The organism is Thermogemmatispora carboxidivorans (assembly GCF_000702505.1).
Lineage (GTDB): Bacteria > Chloroflexota > Ktedonobacteria > Ktedonobacterales > Ktedonobacteraceae > Thermogemmatispora > Thermogemmatispora carboxidivorans.
Window position 1 is genome coordinate 4,417,658 of record NZ_JNIM01000001.1, and the last position, 23,169, is coordinate 4,440,826.

A 23,169-nucleotide genomic window follows, 5' to 3' on the forward strand; every position below is an offset into this window, starting at 1 on the left:
TGCATGCACATGAGGCGTGGATTTGATCGACCGATGAACAAACAGGCGGCTTGCTCAGGCGCCGCCACCCGCCCATTGGCGCAGGCGGAAGACCACAAATTCGGCGGGCTTGACGGGTGCCAGTCCAATATCAATGAAGAGCATCCCACGGTCGCGCACGTCGGGCGGATTGATCTCTTCGTCGCATTTGACAAAGAAGGCTTCTTCAGGCGAGCGGCCAAAGAGCATGCCATCGCGCCAGGCCCCCGTGAGGAAGGCCGTGATGTCTCGCTTGACGCGCGCCCAGAGGTCGACATCGTTGGGTTCGAAGACGACCCATTGGGTGCCGCGCTCGATCGATTTCTCGATATAGTTGAAGAGGCGCCGCACGTTGACATAGCGCCAGGCGGGGTCACTGCTGAGGGTGCGTGCGCCCCAGACGCGCAGGCCGCGCCCGGTAAAGGAGCGGATGCAGTTGACGCCACTTGGGTTGAGGGTATCCTGTTCGCCTTTAGTCACCTGGATGACGCCCTCCAGGGCGCCGCGGACCACTTCATTGGCGGGGGCCTTGTGGACGCCGCGCTCGTTGTCGTTGCGGGCGTAGATGCCGGCAATGTGGCCGGAAGGCGGCACGGCCAGCGGACGGCCATCGGGGCCGCTGATCTTGATCCAGGGATAGTAGAGGGCGGCAAATTTGGAGTCATAGGCGGTCTCGGCCTCTCGCCAGACCTTGACCTGCTGCGGTGTGAGGTCCGGCAGGGGGTCGAGGATGGCGATGCGGTCGCCCATGCGCTCGCAGTGGGCGATCATGGCCAGTTGCACGGCTTTGACACCCTCACGGCTGATCAGGCCAGCCTGGTAGGCGGCCATCAGGTCAGGGCAGCAGACCATCGTGACGTCTTCGGCAACCTCCAGCCCTTCGAAGCCGCTGCGCTCAGCGGCGCTGCCGGCAAAGTGATCGGGTTGGACCTGCGGCAGGGCAAGCTGGGCCGGCGCCCGCAGGACGTAGGTGCCCGGCTCGGGGGCTCGCTCTATGGCGCTGCCGCTGGTCTTCGGCTCGACCAGGCGAATGAGCTTGCTAAGCTGGTTGACCGTCTCAACGGCGGTCTTGGCCCCGGCTCCTCCCCCGCTGCCAACGCTCAGGTTCTCGTAGATCTCTTCTTCGTCGCCCATGCGCACATTGAGAGTGAAGAGGCCACGGTTACCCGACGCTGCAGGGGGCGCGGCTTCTCCCTCTTTCTGCTGCTCGCCTTCGGCTGAGGCTGGGGCCGGCGGCGGCAGGGTTTTGGTGGGCGGCAGTACTTCGATCTGGATATCCTGCTGGGGCACGTTTTTGGGATGGACGATCAGCGAGGGCACGGCCTTGGAGGCGCGGCTGGGCAGCAGCACTGGCGCGGCTTTCTCTGTCTTGGTGCTGTTGTTGACCAGGCGCGTGACGTAGCAGCGCCCACCTCCGTTGAGGAAGTAGCCGTAGACGGCGTGCGAGAGGTAGGAGCCGGGCAGGTGGGGATTGCGTACCCCCCCCTCTTCGAGGCTGCCAAAGGTGGCGACATACTGCGACCAGTTGGTGATGAGCACCGGTCGGTTGGCCGGCCCGGCGGGAGCGAAGCCGACAAAGGCCGCTGTAGCGGTCCCAACGCCTTCGATGGGCCGCGGCCCGCTGTCAACTTCTTGAATGTAGACGCCGGGTGAGAGATATTCGGGCATGATCCCAGGTCCTCCTTGGCATGGTTTATCAGGAATAGATCATCAGAGCCTTTGGCGGACAGAATAGCGCAGTGTCCTATTTGGGTCAGGTCTCTAGCACAGGCAGGGCCTCCAGGACAATCTCGTAGGAGAGCACGCTGCGAGGGCCCGGCTGGTCGGCAGCGGGCGCTGCGTCGTCACCGTAGTCGATCACCAGGCGGCGGGCCGGCCCTGTGGGCGGTGTGAGGCGCAGAATAGCTCTCTGCGGCGGCAGATGGCCCAGGACAAAGCGCCCGGTGCTATCGGTGATGCTCTCTTCGGCATATCCTTCGAGGGCGACATGTACGCCAGCCAGGGCCTGGCCCTGCTGGTTGCGTACCAGGCCGCCGAGCTGAATGCCGCTCTCGCTGGCCTGCTCCTCCCCCGGCGAGAGGCGACGATAGCGCGCGGTGCGCTGGAGGACAAGCGGCGCTTCGGCCACCGGCGCCAGTTCGATGGGAACGGTGACGGTGTAGGCCAGGGCTGGCCGCGGCGGGCTTCCCAGGCTATTCCAGAGCGAGAGCAGTACCTGCTGCTCGTCTTCGCGGCCTACGTGCGCTACCAGGGGAATGCCCAGGGCCTGGACTTCCAGCGGAAGGTAGGCTTCCGGTATCTGCGGATGGCGCACCAGGGTAGTGAGGACGCGCCAGAGCAGTTGCTGCTCGTCCTCGATCTCGCTGCTGATGGCAGTGACCATGTAGCGCAGGTCGAAGCGCCGCGGCAGGGGCCGGCGCTCGGCGCGCCCGTTGGCGGCGACGGTCTGATAGCTGCTCTGACGCAGCTCGACGTTTTCGTGAATGGCGTAGAGGAAGAGGCTGATCGTCGGCTGCCAGAGGCGCTCGATGCGCTCCGTGGTCGGTGCCTCAAAGATGATGTCGACTTCTCGCTCGCTGATCTGGCCGCGTTCGTAGAGCAGGCGGCGCAGGACGGTCTGCATAGTGAGCAACATGGTCCTTGATCCTCACTCACTTCAAGGCTGCGCCCAGGAGGGAGCCGCCGACGAGGCCTCCAAGTCCTCCAAAGAAGGCACCCACTGGGCCACCGGCCAGAAAGCCACCGACTGCGCCCCCGATTCCTCCCAGCCAGGCCCCGAGCATTCCGTGTGGTGCGCCCTCACCGCGGCGCACCTTGTCAATATAGGGCTGCAGCGTGGAGAGATCCTTGTAATCCTGGAGGGTGGCCGTGCCGTCCCGGGTGCGCCGCAAGGCCCGGTTATAGTCCTCGATCGCCTCGGCCTGCTGCTCGGGATTCCATTTCTCCCAGGGCGTTCCGGCCTTAATCGCCTCCTGCCAGTCATAGGCAGCGCCGCGGCTCCCGCTTCCTATGGAGCCCCGGATCTGGGCGACCAGGCTCTCCGGGATGTAGGCCAGGCCACCGTGCTGGTATTGCCAGACATGCCCCATCTCATGGATGAGGATCAGTTTGCCTTCCGGAGTCAAATTGAGCGTATCGCCGTCGTAGTAAGCGTCCTCAAGATTGATGGTGTTGCCGACCGTACGAGAGGCGCCCGAGGAGAGAATGCTATGCTTCGTAATTGTGATTGCCGAGTAATCGAGGCTATCGGCATAGATTTCGCGAGCGTAGGCGATCTCGTCGGGCCTGAGCGAGCGACGCTGCTGCGAGAGCCGGTCACCTGCGGCAGCCCCTCCTAGCAGGCCGGCCACGCCGCCGATCACTGCCCCCGCCGGGCCGCCGATGAAGAAGCCGCCGACCGCCCCCAGGACAGCCCCCCCAATTCCGCCGAGCACACTCCCCAGCCAGGAGCGCCGAATGACCTGAGCCGGGGCCGTCGCGGAGAGCCGGGCCGCAGCGGGTCCGGTGAAGGGGGTCGCCGTGACTTGGGCTGCTACCTGCTCGGCCTCGCGCTCATAGTGATCGTCAACGGGTCCGACAACGAGGGGAGTTCCAGGCGCGATCTCACCCGGCTGCTGCACCACGTGGCTCAATTCGTGCGCCAGCAAGTGCCGCCCTGCGTCCGTCTGCGGCGCATATTCGCCCGGGCCGAAAAAGATGTCCTGGCCAACGGTGTAGGCCCGCGCGTTGAGGGCCTGCGCCGTCTGGGCTGCCCCAGCATCGACGTGGATACGCACTTGCCCAAAGTCGTGGCCGAAACGCGGCTCCATATAGGCCCGCACCTCCTGCGGCAGCGGCTCCCCCGCTGCAGGACCTGCCACCGGGTTCATAGCGGTGAGGTGCTCCGGCATCGGTGCCAGGCGACTGATCTCACCTTCCAGCGCGGCGTTCGCCGGCAGAGCCTGCCGCTTTCGCTCTCTGTTCACAGTCATCATGTACCTTTCTCCGACAGAGGAGACAGCCGAGGCAGTGACGTCTTCCTCCAACGCTGCTGTTGCTCTGTCTCAGGAGACTAGCGCAGCGTCAGCACGACCTGGCCATTTAGCACGACCTCCACCTTGCGCCAGGCCTGGTCTTCACGCTGATCGGGCAAGCCGGCCTGCAGGGCGGCTGTCTTTCCATGACCAATCACGCTGATCTGGCGGTCGGGAAGAGCCAGCGCCGGACCGAGCACATCGCGAATGGCCTGCAGCGTGTTCTGCGCGCGCAGCTCGGAGAGGCGCTGATTGCGCGCCACCGTTCCGGTGGTGCTGGTATAGCCGTCGATGCTCAGGCGACTCTCGGGATTCATGAGGGCCGCCCGCTGCTCGGCGCACATCTGGCGAATGGCCTGCCAGCCCTCGTCGGTCAGGCTGGGATCGTCAACCGCAAAGTGTACCTTCGCCTCGCTCTGATAGCCGGCCTGCGCTGTGAGCGCATGCTGTTCCTGAGCGGCGCGGATGGCCTCCTCTCGTCCGCCAAACAGATAGCCTGCATACATCGAGACTGTTGCTCCTGCCACGAGACCATAGAGGGCGGCCCAGCCGCTGGCATCGCCCGTCAGCACCGGAAAGGTGCCATCGCCATAGAAGTTGATGAAGGCCACTGGCGTATAGCTGGGACCGACCACTGCCGTGCCGCCAGCTGAGCCCCCCGTGATCAGATAGGGGCCGCGGAAGTTGCCGCTGGTCCAGGCAAAAGGCGTCTGTATCTCGCTCCAGGCCGTCGTTTGACCGACTGTGGTGCCCACAGAGAAGCCTCCGGCAGCCGTGCCCATCAAGGTGAAGTACCGGGCCGTCCAGGTATCGGGCGCCAGCTTCTCGATGATGAAGGCACCGAGAAAGCCGCCCAGTCCAATCCCCAGGTCGACATCCCTGCCTACCACACTGAAGCGCCAGCGATACTTGTGCTGAGGAGCATTGGGGTCCGACGGCCCGTGGGGCGAGATTTCCAGCAACCGCTGAATATCCGCGGTGTAGCTTGGCTCGGCGGAGACGATGATCTGCAGCCAGTCCCAATAAGGGCGCGTGACCTCTCCGCTCTGCAGCATGGGATTGACCAGAAACTCGCGTAGGCGCCGGATGACGAGCGGCATCTGCTGAGGGGCATAGTAGCCCATGAGCGTTCTGATGAAGCTGTTCAGCACAGACGCTGTGGCGGAACGCTCCCCACCTCCGCGCGTTGTGGCCAGATACTGGCGAATGAGGGCCTGAATCTGGGTCCCTCCATCCGCAAGGCGCTGCTCTTCAGCACGGTCCAGCGGCGCATTCTCGGTTGCCTGGACCAGGGCTCGCGTCTCTGCCGGGAAGGCCTGAATGGCCTGGTCGGAGAGATGTACCCCCGTTGCGGTGCGCTCGAACTGATGCGACCAGCCGCCGAGCACGAGATTGCCCTGGTCATCACGCTCAACGGTGTCGCCGCCCTCGTGCATCCACATGCGTACGGAGGTGCCGCTCCGGCTGACGGTCAGCGTGCCCGCATAGGCCGTACCGCCCGAGGAGATGCGCCGATAAGCGAAGGTTACATGATCGCCACCCTCCTCCGTCAGGTCGCCAGAGAGCCGCATGGCAGTCAGATGGGCGCCGCTGCTGCTCCTGTAGCTCCGCTGCTGCCACCAGCCCTCAATATGGCGACCGGCCTGATTCAACTCCACAGTGATGCGGTTGTCGCCCCCCGGATCGAGAGCCTCATAGCTGCCGGTCACATCGAGGGCTGTCATCTCAGGCTGGGGCGCGTCAGGCTCGGTGGCATGCGCCTCGCGCTGGATGAGCGGCGCCCCCAGGCGGCTCACCGCTCGCGGCGCTCCCACTGGTCCAGGCGCCGCTACCACTTCCTGCGCCATCCGCCGCGCCTCCTGCTCGCTGCTCTCCCCTCGCTCGCTCACTCCCTGCACTCCCCCGCTCGCCCCCTGCTGCTGCAGCGTATGCGTCAGCTCGTGCGCCAGCAAGTGCCGCCCTTCGTTCGTCTGCGGCGCATATTCACCCTGGCCGAAAAAGATGTCCTGGCCAACGGTGTAGGCCCGCGCGTTGAGGGCCTGCGCCGCCTGCGCTGCCCACTCGTCGACGTGGATACGCACCTGCCCGAAGTCATGCCCAAAACGCGGCTCCATGTAGGCCCGCACCTCCTGCGGCAGAGCCTCCCCTGCTGGCTGCTCCGTCGACCGCAGCGGCTCGGAGGCCGTGATCGATGGCTCCTGCTCTCGTCTCATCTTCCTGATGTACCGGGTCATCGGCGGCTCCTTTCCTTTCTGCTCAGCTAAGTCGTATCAGGCAGCCTAGATCTTCAGACTTTTGAGAGCGGCGATCAGCGTGGCACGCCACCAGGGATCGCGCGCGGGATGGCTAACAAATTTATCAACCAGCCCGGTCACGGGATCGGTGATGGTGGCAGGGGCCGGCGCTGTTCCACCAGCGGCACTCATAGCGGTCCAGGCCGTCTGCATGGCCGTACCGATCTCCTTGTCCGCCTCCACCGCCAGGGTGCGTGAGACGCCAAAAAGCAGGTGTTCGGGCGAATCCTTGGCGATCTCGGAGTGCGTCGGTCCCAGGCCTTTGGCGTGGGCCTCAGCCGCCGCCTGAGCGATTTGGTTCTTCGCCTGCTGCTCCAGGATAGCGCCGCGAGCATCGGCCAGGGCAGTTGTTCTGAAAGTGGCAACCACTGGGAAGAACTGGAGGAAGAGCGCCACGCCGAGCAGATCGACCAGGCGCACCAGGCTCTCCAGCGAGCCGAGGCCGGTAGCCGGATCGGACGCCGCTCCAGAGGCAGCCTCTAATGCGGCAATCGTGCCAGACTCGGCGCCAGAGACCGCGCCGCCGAAAAAGCCAGTGATGCCATGCCAGACGGCGCTCAGCCCGGAGTGCCTGCGCCAGCCTGCCGCCGCCCCAGTGAGCGCACCACCAATGGCGCCGAGTCCTCCACCAATCAGACCGGCCATGGGAGTCCCACTCGCTCCGTGGCGGCCCATCCAACGGAGACAGCCTTTGATGAAGGAGCGCATCAGTTCGCCGTTTTCGATTTCCGTACAGATCAGCTCCAGACGGCTGACCCAATCGTTGGCGCCGGGGGCATAGGTGCCGGTAATGATGCCCGGCAGGGCCGGATTGAGGGGATCGTGGCCACCGATGAGGGCCACATCGTTGCCCAGCTGTGATTTGACCAGCGCGTTGTACTGCGTCGCCGTGATCGTCCCATCGTTCTTCAGAATCCAGAGGGCCACCTCGACAAAGTTGGAATGGGAGTAGTAGTCTTCGATGGCATGCAGCGCGTTCCCCATGGCCGCCATCCCCTCGGGCGTGCGCCCGGCCACAATCGCCTCCTCCAGCTTTCGCTTCGCATGAAACTTCCCGCGCTCGATGTATTCCGGCAGGCCGCTGGCGGCGGCGGCATGTTTGATATCAGCCAGGTGGGCCTGCTCTGCGTCGTAGGCTGCTTTCTGTTCGGGCGAGAGCTTCTTTTCGGCCTCGGCGCGCTCGGCGGGCGTCAGGCGGGGATCTTCGAGAGTGCCGCCGCCCTCGGGATTATCCAGGTGCTCAGAAGGCACATAGGTCCCCAGGTCCTCCTGTCGTACCTCGCGGTCAAACTCGCCGAGGGCCAGGATGTTGATCAGCGGCAGAGCCTTGGGAGGGAGCTGCGAGAGGTCGCGCAGCCAGTTGCCGAAATAGACGCTGCGCGCCTCCTGATGGCTGAAGCCGACGGCGGTCAGGGCCTCTTCCTCAATGCCGCCATGACCGGCCTCGCCGGCCTGATAGCGCCAGAGACGGCCCCGCGCCGCGCTCTGGCTCACGGTAACACGCGCTCCTTGCCCGCTGAGGACCTGACTGGCGATGGCCGTGGCCTCGCGCTCCTCGGGCGCCGTCGGCTCGCTCACTTGCAGATCCTGAGCCTGCCCAAAGAGAGGGCCGCCGGCAGGCGTGGCCTGCTGCAGCGTCTGGCTCTGCTGCACCACGTGCGTCAACTCGTGGGCCAGCAGCCAGCGACCTTCGGCGCTCCGCGGCGCATACTCGCCCTGGCCGAAAAAGATCTCCTGACCGACGGTGTAGGCCCGTGCGTTGAGGGTCCGGGCCGTCTGGGCTGCCTGCTCATCGGCATGGATGCGCACCCGACTGAAGTCGTGGCCAAAACGTGGCTCCATAAAGGCGCGCGTGGCCGCATCCAGGCTTTCGCCGGCGCCCGCAGCAGTCTGGATCTCTTCCTCGGCGCCCGGCGACCAGAGATGCGGCTCGGCCTGCACCTGTGGCGGTCGACGATCGGCATCGCTGCTGGATAGTTTCCTCATCGCCAGCCTCCAATCTCCGCCTCCGTCAGCGGCTTCTCTAGCTTGGAATACTCGGCAGCGGCGGCGCGCAAGAGGTGGCTCATGCGCACCGGCTCGCCGGCTTCCGCCGCCAGGAAGGCCGCGTAGAGGGCGATATTGCGGATGTTGCCGCCGGCCACGTGCAGGCGAGCCAGCTTCTCCAGGTCCAGCCCTTCGCGGGGCACGCTCGCAGGAAAGACGCGCCGCCAGATCTCCAGGCGCATGGTCTGGTCGGGAAAGGGAAAGTGGACAATGAAGCGCAGGCGACGGAGAAAGGCCGGGTCCAGGGCGTGCTTGAGGTTGGTGGTGAGGATGGCCAGGCCGCGATAGGTCTCCATGCGCTGCAGCAGATAGCTGACTTCGATGTTGGCATAGCGGTCGTGGCTGTCTTTGACTTCGCTGCGCTTGCCAAAGAGGGCGTCGGCTTCGTCGAAGAGCAGGACGGCGCCCCCCGCTTCGGCGGCGTCGAAGATGCGCCGCAGGTTCTTTTCGGTTTCGCCAATGTATTTGCTGACGACGGCGGAGAGGTCGATGCGATAGAGGTCGAGCTGTAGCTCGTGGGCAATGACTTCGGCGGCCAGGGTTTTGCCGGTACCGCTGCTGCCGGCAAAGAGGGCGCTGATGCCCAGGCCACGCGCTCCCTCTTCCTGGCGCCCGAAGCCCCAGCGCTCGTAGACGGTGGCGCGCTGGCGCACGTGGGCCACGATGTCACGCAGGAGGCGAAGCTGTTCTTCGGGCAAGACGAGCCGCTCCCAGCTTGCGCCGGCGAGCGGGATGCGCTGGGCCAGGTCGTCGAGGGCGGGGCGGGCTTGCAGACGGCAGGCGTTCCAGAGATGCTGCGCCACCTCGTCGGCGGACAACTCCAGGCGCTCGGGTTCGGGCAGGAGCTGAGCGCAGATGCGTTCGATGGCGGCCCCGCTGAGGGGGAATTGCATGGCCAGCGCCTCGACGTGGCCGTTGAGATCGACAGCCAGCGGCAGGGCGCTGAGAGCACGCCGCCAGAGCTGCTCTTGCTCGGCCAGCGGCGGCGACTCCAGCTCGATGCTGACTACGGCGGCTGGCGCCAGCGAGAGCCGCAGGGCGCTGGCCTCGCGACAGCCAAGGATCAGCGGCGTCTGCAGCAAACGGGCCAGGTGCTCAATGGCCTGCTGGGTGGGACGGTCTTCAGGCATGAGCTGACTGCAGTCCAGGAACAGGGCACTGCCCGTCAGGATGGCCTGACGCTCCCAGAGGCGGGCCCAGCGCTCTCGCTCGCTCACTGCTGTGGGCAGGTCGGCTGCCGACAAGGCGCAGAGGCGCAGGCCCAGCTCCTCACAGGCCCGCGCCGCCAGACGCAGCCCGTCCTGAGCCTGAACGGCAGCAAGGACGATGAGCGGCGGGCGATCCGTACGAGGCTGGCCCTGGAGGCCGACAGGGAGCGTACTGGTCAGCCGCTCGCTCCAGGCAGCACGCAGCCGGACACAGGCCCGCTGCTGCGAGGGCAGGAGCTCGCCCACTGGCGGGGATACGGGCACAAGCAGGGTCAGGCGCGGGTCGTGGTAGGGCAGGCCGACCAGATAATGCAGGATCGGCTCGTCGATGCGCAGGGGAGTCATGGTGAGGGTGGCGCCAACGCCCAGAGTGAGGAGCAGCCAGCGGCGCAGGGGGGCCGTGGGCGTAATGGCCTCCCAGTGGGCATCTGGAAGGGCGGCCAGCGCCAGACTGAAGGTGGGTAGGGCAGCCTGACTGCGCTCGCCCGCGGGCAGCCCCATCGCTTGCGCACAGAGACCGGCAAAGCTGCTGTCTAGCTCGACGCCAGCACAGAGGAGCAGCAGATCGCGCTCAAAGGGCGAGAGGCCAAAAGCGGCGCAGAGTCGCTGCAGCGGGGCCGGCTCCTGCAGAGCAGAGGCCACCTGCTCCAGATGCTGCCCAGGCATGGGGCCGCCCTCCTCCGACAGGGATGTCGGCTCTGGCTCTCCCCGGCGACACGCGCAATGGCGTACCAGTGCGTCACGCACACGAGCCAGGGCGACCAGGAGAGCGCGCCGCGCTGCTTCCGCTTGGTTCTGGCTGGCTAGAGATGCTTCGCTCACCTTCTTCATATAGGTTGCCTTGTGATGCCAGATTCAGGCCCGCCCGCGCCGCTCTGACTGCCCTTCTTTCAGCAGAACTGCGACTTCATAGGCCATCGCCAGCCGGGCATGAGCCTGCCAGGCGCTCCAGAGGCGGGCCTGCTCTTCCATGCTGAGAAATTCAGGTTGAATGCGCAAGGCTTGGAGCGGCGCCGCGCTCGCCAGGCGCGTCAGGACGCCTGCCTGCGCCGTCCCTGCTCCGTCCAGGCTTAAAGCCTGCAACAGACTCTGAAGCCGCTCGCCGGCAAGCAGGGCGGCTTGCTGCAGGCAGTCGATGGCCAGACCAAGGAGCAGCTCAGCTTGCCCGTCACGCTCACCGTAGGCGCTGAGCAGATAGTGGAGCTTCAGGGCCAGGGGCTGCCTGTCAACTAGCATGCTCCCAGAGCCAGCACCAGCTCTTTCCCCCGCTGGGTTTTGCCGCCAGCTTGAGTCGGGAGTCAGGCGATAGAGGTAGAGATTGAGCTGAGGTCGCTCCTCTGCTCCCAGGGCGACGCGGTCCGGCGGCAGGGCAGTGATCAGCACTTCACCCAGGCCCGCCTGCCCGGCCTGGCTGATCAGGGCGTTCTCCAGGAGGCCCTTGAGAATGAAGGTGACTGCCGCCATGCTCCAGGCACTGTGCATGATGATGTTCTCCCGACACTCCGCCAGCTTGTCGCGGCTCATGTGCTCCCAGCCCTCTCCGCCCTCTCCGCCCTCTCGCGCTGCTGCCTTTCGCCCTCTTCCAGGCGTGGGCCTTCGTACTCAGCTCAGCTTGCCATTATGGGCTTACTTAACAGTAGCATAGGGTGCTCTTTTTCCGCTCTATTTGCGCTCTGTTACGACGCTGTCTGGAACTCTACGAGCGAAATGGAGAAAATCTGCGCTTTCTTTCTTCAGGATGCCCACCGGCTGCCCAAGCCTGGAGAGGCAACTCTACCTACCCTCTGTTATGCCGCTTAGTCTGATTCGTTTCTACCTGTTATCAATATTCGTTCGTGAGCAGTTCATTCACTCCCGGAGGAACGGTATGGGCGAGTCTTTTTCCACAGACCAATCTTCTGCGACCAGGGTAGCTGCGCCCTCGCCCTCACCGGTGCGAGCGCTGTCGGCCATGACACCGGGCCGCGCAACGGGGTTGCAGTTCTGGCTGACGGCCTTGCGCGAGGCGTTGCCCGCCTATCTGCTGAGCCACGCTCTTTTTATCGCACTGACCTACCTGGCTCCGCTCTTCACGCTGCCAGACTTCAGCGCGCAGGCGCTGCCCCCCAGTAGCCTGGTGCTTAGCTGGCAGCATTGGGATGCTGCTCATTATGCGTCCATCGCTCGCTCAGGCTATGTGCAGTGGTGGCAAACGGCCTTTTTTCCGCTCTTCCCTTTGTTAGAGCAGCTCGGCTCGCTGGCGACGCTCGGAAGCACCCTTGTGGCCGGCCTGCTGATCGCTAATCTGGCTGACCTGGCGCTGCTGGCTGTCCTCTATCGCTTGCTGACAGAGGATTTTTCGGCGGCCCTGGCTCGCAGGACGTTGCTCTGTCTGGTGCTCTTTCCAAGTGCCTTTTTTCTGGCCGCCGCTTATCCTGAGTCGCTCTTTCTGTTGTTGTCTTTGCTCTGCTTCTATTGCCTGCGCCACCAGCGCTGGTGGCTGGCCGGCCTCTGCGGCTTGCTGGCTGCGCTGACACGCCCCTCTGGCCTGTTGCTGGTCGTGCTCTTCGTCTATGAGTATGGCCGCCGCCGCAGTTGGCGCCTGCGCCGTCTGGGTCCGAGCGCGCTGGCCGCCGGCCTGATCCCCCTGGGCACGGCCCTTTTTGCCCTCTATTGCCGGCTGCGCTTCGATGATCCTCTGGCCTTCTCACACGCGCAGGCCCTCTGGAATCGCTATCTGGATCTACCGGGGCTGAGCGTTCTCCGCACGGCTGTCCTGCTGCTGAAGGGTCCTCTGGTCTCTTTTACGACCGTGCATGAGGCGTTTGATCTGGTTTGTGTGCTCTTCATGCTGGTGCTGGTGGCCCTGGCCTGGGTTGGCCCCTGGCGCTTTCCACCGGCGCTGCGCGGCTATGCGCTTTACGCTCTGCTCTTTGGCCTCTTCGCGCTGCTCTGGCCAACGCGCGACGGGGACGCCTTGAATGCCTTTCCGCGCTATCTGCTGGAGGCAACACCGGCTTTTGTGGTGCTGGGGCTGCTGCTGGAAGGCGAGGGCTGGCCACGCTTGCGTACGCTGCTCGGCTGCTATCCGGTCTGCGCAACGGCCCTCTTGAGTTTCGCCTTGCTGCAGTTTTTGACGGGGCACTGGATGGTCTAGCCCGCTCACTGGAGCGAGGCCAGGCCGGGCGCGCCGGCGCAACGTTGCGCGCTCGTGCGTTGAGCTAGGGGCTACACCAGGAGTATAATACAGGCAGTACTCTAAGGGAGGCTGTTCTTATGGCTTTTGATCCCCGGCACCGCAGTCGAGTCTTGATCGATGGGCGCGAGCGGGCCGCGGCTCGCGCCATGCTGAAGGCCATCGGTTTCCGCGATGAGGATCTGCAGCGGCCCTTGATCGGCGTGGCCAATACGTGGATCGAGACGATGCCCTGCAATTTTCATTTGCGCCGCCTGGCTGAACACGTCAAGGCGGGCATCCGCGCCGCCGGCGGCACACCGATGGAGTTCAATACGATCGCGGTCAGCGATGGTATTTCTATGGGCACTGAGGGCATGAAGGCCTCGCTGATTAGCCGCGAGGTGATCGCCGATTCGATCGAGCTGGTCAGTCAGGGCCAGATGTTTGATGCGGTGATCGCGCTGGCCGCCTGCGATAAGACGCTGCCCGGGACGGCGATGGCGCTGATCCGCTTGAATGTGCCCAGCCTGGTGCTCTATGGCGGCTCGATCGCTCCCGGCAAGTTCCGCGGCCAGGATGTGACGATCCTGGATGTGTTCGAGGCGATCGGGGCGACCGCCGCCGGTCGGATGAGCGAGACGGATCTGCATGAGCTGGAGAATGTGGCCTGCCCCGGCCCCGGCGCCTGCGGCGGTCAGTATACGGCCAATACGATGGCGATGGCGCTGGAATTTTTGGGCCTCTCGCCGCTGGGGACGGCCAGTGTGGGGGCAACCGATCCGCGTAAGGAGCAGGTGGCCGAGCGCTGCGGGCGCCTGGTGGTGGAGATGCTCCATCGCGGCCTGACGCCTCGCGATATTTTGACGCGCCAGTCGTTCGAGAATGCCATCGCCGGCGTGGCGGCCTCGGGCGGCTCGACCAATGCTGTGCTGCATCTGCTGGCGCTGGCGCGCGAGGCCGGCATTCCGCTGACGATCGATGATTTCGATGAGATTAGCCGCCGCACGCCGCTGATCGCCAGTCTGAAGCCGGGCGGGCGCTATGTGGCGCTGGATCTGGATCGCGCCGGTGGGACGCCGCTGCTGGCGAAGCGTCTGATCGAGGCGGGCTTGATGCACGGCGATCAGTTGACGCCGACAGGCCGCACAATCGGCGAGGAGGCAGCCCAGGCTCAGGAGGCTCCCGGCCAGGATGTGGTGCGCACGGTGGAGAATCCGATTAAGCCGAATGGGGGCCTGGTGATTTTGAAGGGAAATCTGGCGCCGGAGGGCTGCGTGGTGAAGATCGCCGGCCATGAGCGCCTCTATCATCGCGGTCCAGCCCGCGTCTTCAATCGCGAGGAGGATGCCATGCAGGCGGTGATCGGGCGCCAGATTCAGCCGGGCGATGTGGTGGTGATCCGCTATGAGGGGCCGCGCGGCGGTCCGGGGATGCGCGAGATGCTCGGGGTGACGAGCGCGATCGTGGGCGAGGGCCTGGGGGAGACGGTGGCCCTGCTGACCGATGGCCGCTTCAGTGGGGCGACGCGCGGGCTGATGGTCGGCCATATCGCTCCCGAGGCGGCGGTTGGCGGCCCGCTGGCCGCGCTGCGCGATGGCGATACGATTGTGATCGATATCGAGAAGCGCACGGTGAGCGTGGAGCTGCCAGAGGAGGAGCTAAAGGCTCGCCTGGCGAGCTGGCAGCCGCCGACGCCACGCTATACGAGCGGGGTCTTTGCCAAGTACGCGGCGCTGGTCTCGTCGGCTTCGGAGGGGGCCATTACGCGCCCGCCTCAGCCGCGTGCTTCGGCCTCCTGAGCGGGATCAGTCTCAGCCTGTCTGGAGAGATTGCAGGCGGCGAGTCGGGGTCAACACCCCCGGCTCGCTCTTTTTTTGTTGCAGGAAGGCCGCCCAAGCTACTGGAGGCCGGCCTCTTGTAAGGCCTGCTCTAGCAGGTCTCTCACCTGAAGGGCGATGGCCTGCGCTCGCAGGTAGGCCAGGTCTAGCTGAGACCCCTGCACCCGCAAGATCCCGAGAATGTCCTTCCACTGCCTGGCGGAACTACCTCCTCCCAGGACATACCACTCTAGCTTTTGCAGGACGATGACCTCGGGCGGGGCGATAGGGAAAAGACGGTCTCCCCCCTGCTCCAGGGGCCGATAGCGAGCCAGGGCGAAGGCATCGCGGTCAAGAGCACGATGCTGAGGGAAGAAGATGTCAACTTTGGTGTATGTTTTGAGCGAGAGAATGCTGAAACTTCTTCTATAGCGAAAAGCCTGCCGAAAAGCATCTTCATCAAGATAGTAGAAAGGAGCGATCTTCTTGACGAGGGCTTTGAGCTGCTGGGGGTCAAGTAGCTCAATGACTACGTCCAGATCGGCTGTCTGGCGTGGTTCGCCGCGAGCTGGCGACAGAGCCGCCTATCACATAGCGGATACCGAGCGCTTCCAGGGCTTCGGCCAGAGGCAATAAGGTCTCTTCAAGAGGAGGCGGAGAAGAAGACACCCACTGACTCCTTTCTTGTTCAGAACTCCAAACCAGTTCGAGCGAGGGCCTCCTCTAGCTGGGGGAGACATTGGAGGGCACGGGCCAGGGTCCTGAGCAGCTCCAGGTTCAGCCCAGATGGCTGCTGCATTTTCAGGATGCCCAGGAAATCATACCAGCGCTCATCACTGGTCGCCTCTTGCTCACCCTGCCAGGCAAGCAGGTAGAGAAGCAGGGCTTCAGGGGAGGGCACGGCGATCGGTGGGGCCTCTTCCAGCAGAGGCACCACGCGGCGGCTGTCAAGCAGGCGCTGCACGAGGGCGGCGTTGTTTCCGCTGTCGGCGGGCCAGAGCCAGACGGGCAGCAGGCTTTGCAGCTCGATCAGGCGTAGACCCGGCTCGGCTTCAGCAGTCTCATCGAGCCAGAAACGCTCTGGCAGCCGCTGCTGCAGGGCCTGGCGCTCTGGCAGGCGCTCGACGGCCAGCGAGATGTCGCCCAGAGCCCGGTGGACGCCATAGAAGGGGATGGCCAGCGAGAGGGGGACCGCTGTGATCTGCAGCGCCTCCAGGGCGGAGAGGAGCGGCCAGAGGACCTCTTGCAGCGACGGGAAGCGATTCGCTTCCGCCTCCGATAGGCGGCGACGACGCTCCTCGGCGAGGCGGACAATGGCAGCCCCGTAACGGAAGCGCGCACGGCTCAGGGCGACCTCATGGGCATCGCTGTCGGGGTTCTGAGTTGAGGCATTCAGACGCCCGATGTTGATCGCTGAACCGGTCCAGTCCCAGGCCATCGCCACGCGCCTGGCCGGCGGCAGGGCGCGCAGCATGCCCAGCCAGACCCTTTCCGTTTCCAACGGCGTATCTGCAGAGAGAAGAGCCTCCATCTGTCGCCTCTTGCTTCTTGATTGCGATGCGCATCATCGCTTTCACACCGGCTGGTAGCTTTGGAGGCTACCAGGCAAGGGCTGATAGCTTCAAGTGTGCCTGTGGGCCTTATTTCATCGGCCACTTCAGGCTACCACGGCGAGGAGTGGTTGTCAATCAGCTCAGCGCGAGTCTTGCCTGATGCTTTCGACCATCACGGCCAGCTTGCTCCTGCAAGGCGCCGGGCAGGCCGTCCAGGGAGCTGGCAGACGTCGACGCCGCGCTCTACGAGCGGGGTCCTTGCGAAGCATACGGCCTGGTCTCGTCGGCCTCCGCAGGAATCAGCCCACGCCTGCCGCCAGCACTAACTCATTCTTCCTTCTCTACCACGGGCGAGCGGGAGCAGCCTGGCTAGCCCTTTTTTCCCAGGTAGAGAACAGGACGGCACACCCCCCAGAGTGGAGATTGCGCAAAGTCTCTGGCAAAAGGAGACAACGAGCTTAAGATACAGGCTACAGCGAAGGGGAGAGGACAGGACGGCCAACGGGAGCCATTCGTGTGGTGAACCTGACAAGCGCATTACTTGCCAGCCTGCGAATAGGAGTTCAGGTTAAGACGCCTGATCTTCAGGGTCAGGCACCCATTCGTAAAGATCCTCTACGCGCACTTTCAGGGTACGGGCAATCTTGTCTAGCGTGACATAGGTCGGATGGTAGGTCGTCGGCTCTCTGACCATCTTCCGAACCAACAGTTCAGGTACCTTGGCTTCTCTCGCTAGCCATGACTGGGTCCGTCCTCTCTCCTTGAGCAGCTCAGCTACTCGCAAGCGATACATCGCTAGCTCCTGGCTAAGTGTACCCCTACTATAACGCTTTTTCGGAACATTTGCTAGACAACATGTTTACGGTATTTACTTTAGGATATATCTATCTTATACTTCATACGGAAATATATTTCGGACAAGGATTGCAGGCAACCAAGTTCTGCCATCCATCTATAGGAGGTGATAAGGTTCCGTACGCTCCGCCTCACGCACCTCGGCTATCTGAGACGAAAAAAGTAGAGCACCACGCTATCACTGGCCCATCTTTTGCCTGATTTCAGGTTGCGGCGACCTACGCCCTGCAGCTGTGTAGCCCGGGCTCAAGCGTGATGCTCGACAGAGGAAATGGAGCAAGGAAGGCGCAACGGATCGAGCGCGGGAAGCTATCAGGAGCCGTCTGCGTCAGCCTCCTTTTCTAGCGGCGGGTCCAGCTCGATCAGCTCGGCCAGCTCAACACGCAAGGCCCGCGCCAGCTTCTCCAGCGTTGACAGCGTGATATTCGTATATGGATCGTGATAGATGCGCTGGATCATGCCGACATTCAGGTCGGCCAGACGCGACAAGCGCGACTGACTTACCCCTTTCTGCTGTGCAAGCTCACGAAGCTTAATGCGTATCGGCATGGTGCGAGCGTATCATATATACCCTTCTTTTGTGGAGGCCCTACAAAAGCATGCTTATCAGAGCATATTCTTATAAGAATATGGTTGACATCTACCTCTTAAAAGAGTATACTTTTTGTAGTCAGTATAGCCGTTGCCCCCAAGGGGGCAGCGCGAGCGGGGCAGGGACGCCAGCGAACCAGCCCCGAGCGGGTGCTCGGGACGCATCTCAGCGATTGGAAACCTCTCTATTGGCAGTACGGTTCTATGGTTGAAGAGTGTAGGAGATGACTGCATATGTTTCGCAAGCTCTGTTTCTGGCGTCGCGGCTCCCGCCAGGCGCGGCGGCCCGCCTGTCTGCCTGGGCCGATCCCTCCTCCGACGCCGCTTGATAGCTATCGCCTGGAAGTGCTCACGCGCCACTACCGCATCGCGGTCGACTTTAACGAAGCCATCCGCCGTCTCCTCAACAAGGCCCCCGAACAGCTTGGCCTGCTCCTGGGGCTGAACGAACCCTTTACCATCCGCCTGGAGCACTCCACCTGGAGCAACGGTCTCAGCCAGCCCCCGCGGCACGTCGCCACCTACTATTACCCCTGCTACGATCCGTTGCAGCTCCGTCAGGCTGCGGCGGCGCAGGCTGGTTGGCGGAGGGCCGGGCCGAAGAAGTGGCCATTGGGGACGATCTCCTACTACGTTTTTGCGCACTGATGCTGTCTCCAGCCGCGTCCCCGGGCCGGGCCGCTGGCGTCCTTGGGCGAGAGGAGAGAGCGGGCCAGCATCTTGACTGGAGGAGCTATTGTCTTGACCTACTGATGTTAGTGGGAGGAGAGAGCTATGTTGTTGAGTCGGCGCACCATCTGTCAATCGCTGCCCTTCCTCGCCACGGCCTGGAGCAGCGCAGACGATCCCACGCTCGTCCTGCGCTCCCTCAGCGAGCCGGACCTCTCGGCGCGCCTGCTGATGCGCAGCGCCGTCATCCCTGAGCGGGCGGGCCGTTATCTTGAAGCCCTTAGCCTTGTCCAGAGCGCCCTCACGCTGGTGCGCGGGCGCCCCTACGAAGAAGTCTGTCACGCCTACCGCGCCGTTCTCCTGGGAGAGTACGCCCGCGAAAAAGGCGATCCTGGCGCCCTCAACGAGGCCACTGCCGAGGCTCGCCGCCTGAGCGGCCAGATCCTTCACGACGGCGACATCTTGCAGCTTCGCTACCAGCTCGCCTGTCTGGAGGGACGAGAAGAGGCCGCGCCCGTCCTTGTCCGCCTCTCGCTCGACGTCTGGCGGCAGCCCGGCCAGATGCTCACCGACGGGACGTGGCATTGGGCCCGCGGCGGCTTCATCGTCAAGAGCCTCGAAACCCTCATCCTCAGCCAGCACCTGCGCGAGGCCGACCGACTCGCTCAGGAATTTCTCCCGATCGAAAACCAGACCTTCCGCGCCTACCGCGCTCTTGAATGGGAGTGGGAGGCCATCAAGATCAAGCTCTACGGTTCGCCGGAGGAGCAGCGCAGCTTTCGTCGGCGGGCCTGTCAGGCCGGCTACGTCCGTCAGGCCGTCATCGCCCTATAAGAGCGCCAGCGTCGTCCCTTGAGCGCCGAACCACGAGAGAGAGGAGGCTACCCGGCATGCCGTTTTCGTCGGCGGGCCTGTCAGGCCGGCTACGTCCGTCAGGCCGTCATCGCCCTATAAGAGCGCCAGCGTCGTCCCTTGAGCGCCGAACCACGAGAGAGAGGAGGCTACCCGGCATGCCGTCGCACCCGCTGGTCGGTCAGCGCGTCCGCTACTACCTGCCCGGTCTGCGCCCGGGCATCTGGTCGGGCCGCGTGCTGGCCGTCGACGAACAGACCGCTCGTTTGCGCATCACCCTGGAAGAGCCGGGCTACGAGGTCGACATCCCGCTCCACGCCCTGCGCAGCATCTACGATCCCGGGCGTCAAATCTGGAAAGAGATCCCCACTCCAGATCGGAGGAGCGGATGAGCGGTCAGCGCATGCGGTGGCGTCTCCTCCACCCAGCCCGGACCTGGTCCCTGGAAAGGAGGAGCGCCCGCCATGTCCCACTTCGACTAAGCGTTCAAGCCAGCAGATTCCTTCCACTTCCAGTCAACACCCTTCTTCTACCAGCGCATAGCTAGCTGCAGTCGCCAGCGGTAGGAGGAGCCGGCGCCCGATCCACGGCGGGCGTCGAGCGCGCCCACCCTCCTCCGCTGGCCTCTCTCTTGCAGAGCAGGTCGCAGCCGTCAGAGCCAGGCGGCCCGAGTTGCGCACCCGCGCGCGCTACTTCGCCAGATCGCGCGGATCGAAGTCGCGCGCTCTCTTGCGTATCTGCGACGGCCACGGATCGCTTAACTGGCGGCCAAGCAAGCGATGGGCCTGTTCTGTTGAGACCTGCCCTTCGCCCGGCACACGACCCCGGCGCAGCAGCAGCAGATCCAGCACCAGTGGCCCCAGCAACCCCCAAGCCAGAAAGGCAAAGCCGATCAGCAAGAGCCAGGTCGCCACCGGCCAATGATCATCGTAGAAGCCCCGGGGATAAGCGCGGTAGTCCGCCGTCGTAAAGGTGTACGGCTGGCCTTCTTTGGTCACCAGCGAAAAGGCCACCACGCGGTAGCCGCTGCCCGTCAGTCGCTCGCCGTTCTGCAGATTCAGCTCTACCGGCTGTCGCGCATCGCTCTCATAGACCAGAGAGAGCAGCCTGGGCTGCGTATCCGCAAAGACCCCGCCGGGATAGGGCGAAAAATCGGCGTCCTTGATCACGTAGAACTGCTGGCCGTGATTGATCTGCAGATAATCGTAGCCCTCGTCAGAAGAATAGTCCTGAAACCAGGCAATCGTAGGAGCATTCTGGAAGTGGACCTGATGAGAGGTCACGCCCCACAGAAAGCCGCCGATCAGCAAGCCCGCGGCAGCCAGCAGATTGCCGACGCGCGTTGAGAGCAGGAACCAGATCAGGCGCAGCAACGCCATTGCCAGATTGGCCAGATTGAACATGATACATGCAACCTCCTTACCTGGCCCACCTCGCCAGTCAAGGCCACGGACGAGGCGAGCAAGTTATGAGCGTTGCTCACCGGGAAGAGCCAACCGAGCCGAGAGAAGGAGCAGTGGGCAGCCCGACACAGCTATTGGCGAGAGTGCTGCCCCGTCCCGGCAATGCCACGCTACGCAGCAGAACAATTAGAAGTAGGAGCGAATACCATTGATCACGTACACAAGAAAAGAAACACCATGTCACACTCAAGTGACATCAAGGCCAGCAAAGAAGCAAGCGGTATACTTTCTTCTTCACCCCCTTTTAGTCTAAGGTCTTGCAAATTTCCATAAAAGGATACATAAATAGAAGTGGGGTATAACTTCTGCGGCGCGCCTTAGAGACAAGAACGGCTCGGATCAAGGTCACAATAGCAGCACATTCAGGAATCCTGGTCGAGAACTCTTCTCCTCGCAAAGCGTACCATATCACAGGAGAGACAGGCAGACAGACAGACAGACAAACCTGATTGAGCCAAACCCAGGCGGGGGGCAGTATGTATGCAACACACATCGCTGCACTGTGAGCCGACGCTGAGTGAACGCCTGCCATTGACTATTGGCCTGGTGGGAGGGGCTATCACCGCAGCGGGCCAGTTCCTGCTACTTTTCGCCCTTTTCTTCGACCAGCTCAGGCTGGCGTGGGCACCGGAGCTGCGGCTGCTCATGTTATTGGGCCTCTGGCTTGGGCTGCCCGGCAGCCTGGCCTTACTGCTGGCCAGCCTCATCGCGCGCTGCACCGGGGTGCGCGACGATGGTTACACCGTCGGGGGAACGACCGGCTGTATCGCCGCCCTGCTGACCACCATTGGTAGCGGCGTCTGGCTGGTCATCACCATCGTCTCCATGCTACCGGCGACGCGATCCCCGCTCATCGAGCAGGGGGAAGGCGCCGCCTCCATGCCCAGCAGTCAACTGCTGGAGTTCTACATCGTCCTCATCTTCATCAATCTACTCTCGTTCCTGCTCGCCCTGCTCGGAGGCATCATCGGCGGCAACCTTGGCTCAGCGCACGCCAACACCGCCGCGCCGCGCTAGCGCCCGGCAGCCATACGGGGCGGGCAGGCAGGCAGACAAGCTGGCTGGTTGAGAGCGGGCCGACCCGGCGGCCACCTCAGCCAGCTCCAGCGCTGCCCAGATCAGGCTTGCCCACCGCAGTCAGCGCCCAGCCGTCCGGCTCAGCACATGGATCGCCTGAGCCAGCGCCTCCTCGGCGCTCTCCAGCAGCCCCTCGCTCAGCGAAGGATGAGCATAGAGCAGCTCCGCCAGATCGGTCAGCGTTGCCCCCATCTCGATGGCCAGCACCCCAGCCGTGATCAGTTCGCCAGCGCGTGGCCCCACGATGGTCACCCCAAGAATAGTCTCATCCTCAGCATTCGCCACCACCAGGGCTGTTCCCGCCTCGCCGCCCAGCATCAGCGCGCGACCGTTGGCCCCCAGCGGAAAGCGTCCCGTTTTCACCCGATAGCCAGCGCGCTCGGCCTCCTGAGCCGAATAGCCGACGGCGGCCAGTTCCGGCGAGGACAGCACCACGCGCGGCAGCGCCAGCGGCGCAAACTGCACCCGGCGCCCGCAGAGCGCCTCAGCCGCCACCTTGCCCTGTTTGATGGCCACGCTTGCCAGTGCTGGCGCTCCAGTGGCCGCGCAATCTCCGGCGGCATAGATGCGCGCAGCACTACTCTGCATCGAGGGCGAGACCAGAACGGCGCCGCGCTCATCGGTCTGCACGCCCGCCGTCGCTAACTGCAGCCCCGCCGTGCGCGGGCGCAGCTCGCCGCAGACCACCAGCGGGCGCTCTTCCACCTGTTCCGGCGGCAGATTGCTGCTCACCTGGACCCCAAGCTGACGCAGCCCGGCCTGCACCAGGCGCAGGGCCGCGGCCTCCACGCCCGGCAGCAGCTCCTCACCTGGCAGACAGAGCCGCACGCGCACCCCCAGGCGAGCAAAGAGCGTCGCCAGCTCCAGCGCCAGATAATCGGCCCCGGCCACCGTCAGTCTCTCTGGCAGCTCCTGCAGACTCAGGGCCTGCTCCGGCGTCAGCAGCGTCCGCCCATCGTAGTCCAGGCCCGGCGGCGGCACGGTCTCCGCCCCGACAGCGATCAGGCAGTGCTCGAACTTGAAGCGCTCGCCCTGCTCGCTCTCGACGCGCACCTCCTCGGGACCGAGAAACCAGGCCCGGCCCGCCACATACTGCACACGATTGCCGGCCAGCAAGCGCCGCACGCCCTCGGCCAGGCGCGCCACAATACTGGACTTCCAGGCTTGCAGGCGGCTCCAATCGAAAGTAACCCCCGTTAGCGCTATGCCCAGCGGCTCCAGCGCCTCGCGCCGCAGCCCGGCATAGCGCTCGCTGGCGGTCAGCAGCGCCTTCAGAGGGATGCAGCCCCGATGCAAGCACGTCCCCCCAGGCGGTACCGGATCAACCAGCGTCACCTGACGCCCCAACTGCGCGGCCCGAATAGCGGCCACATAGCCCGCCGGCCCCCCACCGAGGACCAACACATCGACCGCGGTGGGCACATCGCCCACAACCATAACGTTTGTACCCCCTCTCTCAGACAGCAGTCGCACCTCTCGCCGTGCTCTCGCCGCTCCGCTCCTGACCTCTAGCTGCGCCTGGTCTGGAGCAAGCAACAACGGGCCGGACCTCCCTG

At 64.2% G+C, this 23,169-nt stretch carries 18 protein-coding genes; 6 read left to right on the plus strand and 12 right to left on the minus strand.

Features of this window, described 5'->3' with window-relative positions:
* Positions 1-54 precede the first annotated feature (54 nt).
* The 7 genes from N688_RS17360 to N688_RS17390 form a co-directional block, all read right to left on the minus strand.
* Positions 55-1,686, minus strand: a complete 1,632-nt coding sequence (locus tag N688_RS17360; protein WP_052890463.1) for a phage tail sheath family protein — start codon at positions 1,684-1,686, stop codon at positions 55-57.
* A gap of 85 nt (positions 1,687-1,771) precedes the next feature.
* Positions 1,772-2,653, minus strand: coding sequence for a Pvc16 family protein (locus tag N688_RS17365; RefSeq protein ID WP_052890464.1), 882 nt, complete (start codon positions 2,651-2,653; stop codon positions 1,772-1,774).
* Positions 2,654-2,669: 16 nt separating this feature from the next.
* A complete protein-coding gene (locus N688_RS17370) occupies positions 2,670-3,992 on the minus strand; it encodes an eCIS core domain-containing protein (protein ID WP_081838956.1) in 1,323 nt (440 codons plus the stop codon).
* Between the two features lie 77 nt (positions 3,993-4,069).
* Complete coding sequence (locus tag N688_RS17375; protein WP_081838957.1) at positions 4,070-6,265, minus strand: eCIS core domain-containing protein; 2,196 nt, start codon at positions 6,263-6,265, stop codon at positions 4,070-4,072.
* A gap of 45 nt (positions 6,266-6,310) precedes the next feature.
* Positions 6,311-8,311, minus strand: coding sequence for an eCIS core domain-containing protein (locus N688_RS17380; protein WP_052890467.1), 2,001 nt, complete (start codon positions 8,309-8,311; stop codon positions 6,311-6,313).
* Positions 8,308-10,245 (minus strand): ATP-binding protein, encoded by a 1,938-nt coding sequence (locus N688_RS17385; protein ID WP_202901958.1) that lies wholly within the window; start codon positions 10,243-10,245, stop codon positions 8,308-8,310. Before N688_RS17385 ends, N688_RS17380 begins: the two co-directional genes overlap by 4 nt.
* Before the next feature lie 189 nt (positions 10,246-10,434).
* Complete coding sequence (locus N688_RS17390; protein WP_052890469.1) at positions 10,435-11,103, minus strand: Pvc16 family protein; 669 nt, start codon at positions 11,101-11,103, stop codon at positions 10,435-10,437.
* Positions 11,104-11,446: 343 nt separating this feature from the next.
* Between N688_RS17390 and N688_RS17395 the strand changes: the two genes are divergently transcribed.
* The gene (locus tag N688_RS17395; RefSeq protein ID WP_052890470.1) at positions 11,447-12,715 is read left to right on the plus strand and encodes a mannosyltransferase family protein; all 1,269 of its coding nucleotides are present in this window, start codon (positions 11,447-11,449) and stop codon (positions 12,713-12,715) included.
* A gap of 119 nt (positions 12,716-12,834) precedes the next feature.
* Positions 12,835-14,535, plus strand: coding sequence for a dihydroxy-acid dehydratase (gene ilvD, locus N688_RS17400; RefSeq protein WP_052890471.1), 1,701 nt, complete (start codon positions 12,835-12,837; stop codon positions 14,533-14,535).
* A 706-nt stretch (positions 14,536-15,241) separates the two neighbouring features.
* Here ilvD and N688_RS17410 read toward each other — a convergent pair.
* The 3 genes from N688_RS17410 to N688_RS17420 all read right to left on the minus strand — a co-directional run bounded on the left by N688_RS17410 (position 15,242) and on the right by N688_RS17420 (position 17,510).
* On the minus strand, positions 15,242-16,084 hold the full coding sequence (locus N688_RS17410; protein WP_052890473.1) for a hypothetical protein: 843 nt from the start codon (positions 16,082-16,084) through the stop codon (positions 15,242-15,244).
* A 590-nt stretch (positions 16,085-16,674) separates the two neighbouring features.
* Entirely contained in the window at positions 16,675-16,899 is a 225-nt protein-coding gene (locus N688_RS17415; protein WP_052890474.1) for a helix-turn-helix domain-containing protein, read from the minus strand.
* A gap of 374 nt (positions 16,900-17,273) precedes the next feature.
* Positions 17,274-17,510, minus strand: coding sequence for a helix-turn-helix domain-containing protein (locus tag N688_RS17420; protein ID WP_052890475.1), 237 nt, complete (start codon positions 17,508-17,510; stop codon positions 17,274-17,276).
* A gap of 276 nt (positions 17,511-17,786) precedes the next feature.
* Here N688_RS17420 and N688_RS17425 point away from each other — a divergent pair, with 276 nt between their 5' ends.
* The 3 genes from N688_RS17425 to N688_RS17435 all read left to right on the plus strand — a co-directional run bounded on the left by N688_RS17425 (position 17,787) and on the right by N688_RS17435 (position 19,465).
* On the plus strand, positions 17,787-18,200 hold the full coding sequence (locus N688_RS17425; protein ID WP_052890476.1) for a hypothetical protein: 414 nt from the start codon (positions 17,787-17,789) through the stop codon (positions 18,198-18,200).
* 126 nt (positions 18,201-18,326) lie between these two features.
* Positions 18,327-19,055, plus strand: coding sequence for a hypothetical protein (locus tag N688_RS17430; RefSeq protein WP_052890477.1), 729 nt, complete (start codon positions 18,327-18,329; stop codon positions 19,053-19,055).
* A 176-nt stretch (positions 19,056-19,231) separates the two neighbouring features.
* Positions 19,232-19,465, plus strand: a complete 234-nt coding sequence (locus N688_RS17435; protein WP_052890478.1) for a hypothetical protein — start codon at positions 19,232-19,234, stop codon at positions 19,463-19,465.
* Positions 19,466-19,762: 297 nt separating this feature from the next.
* Here N688_RS17435 and N688_RS17440 read toward each other — a convergent pair whose 3' ends face one another.
* Positions 19,763-20,476 (minus strand): hypothetical protein, encoded by a 714-nt coding sequence (locus tag N688_RS17440; protein ID WP_052890479.1) that lies wholly within the window; start codon positions 20,474-20,476, stop codon positions 19,763-19,765.
* Positions 20,477-21,016: 540 nt separating this feature from the next.
* Here N688_RS17440 and N688_RS17445 point away from each other — a divergent pair.
* Positions 21,017-21,553, plus strand: coding sequence for a hypothetical protein (locus tag N688_RS17445; RefSeq protein ID WP_052890480.1), 537 nt, complete (start codon positions 21,017-21,019; stop codon positions 21,551-21,553).
* A gap of 120 nt (positions 21,554-21,673) precedes the next feature.
* Here N688_RS17445 and N688_RS17450 read toward each other — a convergent pair whose 3' ends face one another.
* Positions 21,674-23,050 (minus strand): dihydrolipoyl dehydrogenase family protein, encoded by a 1,377-nt coding sequence (locus tag N688_RS17450; protein ID WP_052890481.1) that lies wholly within the window; start codon positions 23,048-23,050, stop codon positions 21,674-21,676.
* Positions 23,051-23,169: the final 119 nt, after the last annotated feature.